Genomic DNA, 1,563 nt, shown 5'->3' with positions numbered 1-1,563 from the left:
TCTACGGCCGTCCTCCGCGAGGACCTCGCGGGCGAGGCCGTAGAACTCCTGCGAGTACAGCTTCGCGCTGTCCGTGATGCCGGGGTCGGGGAGGTCGGCGATCACGACGTCGTACGGGGCGGCCGGTCGGGTGTGCCGGAGCCAGGTGAAGGAGTCGGCCGTGACGGCGTGGACGCGGGCGTCGTCGTAGGCGTGGCCGTTGAGGGCGGAGAGCGCCGGGTCGGTGCGGGCGAGGCGCAGCACACCCGGGTCGAGTTCGACGACGTCCACCCGCCGTACGCCGTCGTGGCGCAGGACCTCGCGGGCGGCGAGGCCGTCGCCGCCGCCCAGGACGAGGACGCGGGCGTGCGGGCCGGCGTCGATCGCGGGGTGGACGAGGGCCCGGTGGTAGCGGTGCTCGTCGCGGCCGCTGATCCGCAGACGGCCGTCGAGGTAGAGGGAGAGGGGCCGGCCGTGGCGGCCGCCGGTGAGGACGATCTCCTGGACGTCCGTCTGCACGGCGACGCGGACGTCGTTGCCGTACACCGCGCGCCGGGCGGCCCGTTCGAAGTCGTCGACGTGTACGGCGGCCGAGGCGAGCAGGGCGAGGACGGCGGCGTTGGCGCCGACCAGCAGCCAGCGGGCGCGGCGGCTCAGGTCGTGGCGGAACAGACCGAGGACGAGGGTGCCGCCGACCACGGCGTTGACCGTGCCGGTGAGCAGGGCGCCGGTCAGCTGGCCGAGCCAGGGCAGCAGGAGGAAGGGGAAGGCGAGGCCCCCGACCAGCGCGCCGACGTAGTCCGCGGCGAACAGGTCGGCGACCGCGCCGCCCGCGTCCTGGCGGCGGATGCGCTGGATCAGCTCCATCAGGAGGGGGACCTCGGCGCCGATGAGCAGACCGATGGCCAGGGAGAAGGCGACGAGGAGATAGCGGGAGCCGGAGGCCCACACGCCGCCCCAGCCGCCGGTCCACGCGAACGCGGCGTACAGCGCGAGGGCACTGGAGCCGCCGACGAGGGCGAGTGCGGCCTCGATGGCGCCGAATCCGAAGGCCGCGCGGGGGCGGAGGCGTTTGGCGGCGAGGGAGCCGATGCCCATGGCGAAGACCATGACGGAGAGGACGACGGAGGCCTGGGTGACGGAGTCGCCGATCAAGTACGAGGCGAGGGCGACGAGTTCGAGTTCGTAGACGAGTCCGCAGGCCGCGCAGACGAAGACACCGGCGAGCACGAGAAAACGACCGACTCCGGGGCGGACGGGGAGCCGGGCGGCTCCGCCGGGGAGGCCGGGTCCGCCGAGTGTGCCGTCGTGCTCGTCGTGGCCGTCACCGGGGCCGCTGCCGGGGGCTCCTCGGTCGCGCCGTGACGGTGGGGCGCCTAGGGGTGCGGGGGCGTGCGGCTCGATCACTCCTGGCACGCTACCGTCACGTGTGCGCGGGGCTGGGTCACCCACAAGGGTGGTCTGGGGTGGGCGCCGGGCGCCTATGGGCTCGGGGGAGCGCTGTTTGTTCGGCGGGTGCGGGTCCGTCGTGGTCTCTCGCGCAGTTCCCCGCGCCCCTGGAGGGACGGGCCTGCGGCCCACCCT

General features: G+C 74.5%; 1 protein-coding gene. It reads right to left on the bottom strand.

The window, feature by feature from the left end; translation table 11 throughout:
- Positions 1-1,386 (bottom strand): polyamine aminopropyltransferase (locus AOK15_RS30955; RefSeq protein WP_079058813.1); only part of this gene is annotated, 1,386 nt, incomplete at its 3' end.
- Positions 1,387-1,563 lie beyond the last annotated feature (177 nt).

Origin of the sequence: Streptomyces ossamyceticus (assembly GCF_001418475.1) — a bacterium.
Classification (GTDB): domain Bacteria; phylum Actinomycetota; class Actinomycetes; order Streptomycetales; family Streptomycetaceae; genus Streptomyces; species Streptomyces ossamyceticus.
Note: the sequence above shows the minus strand (reverse complement) of the source record. Positions and strands in the feature narration are given on the sequence as shown.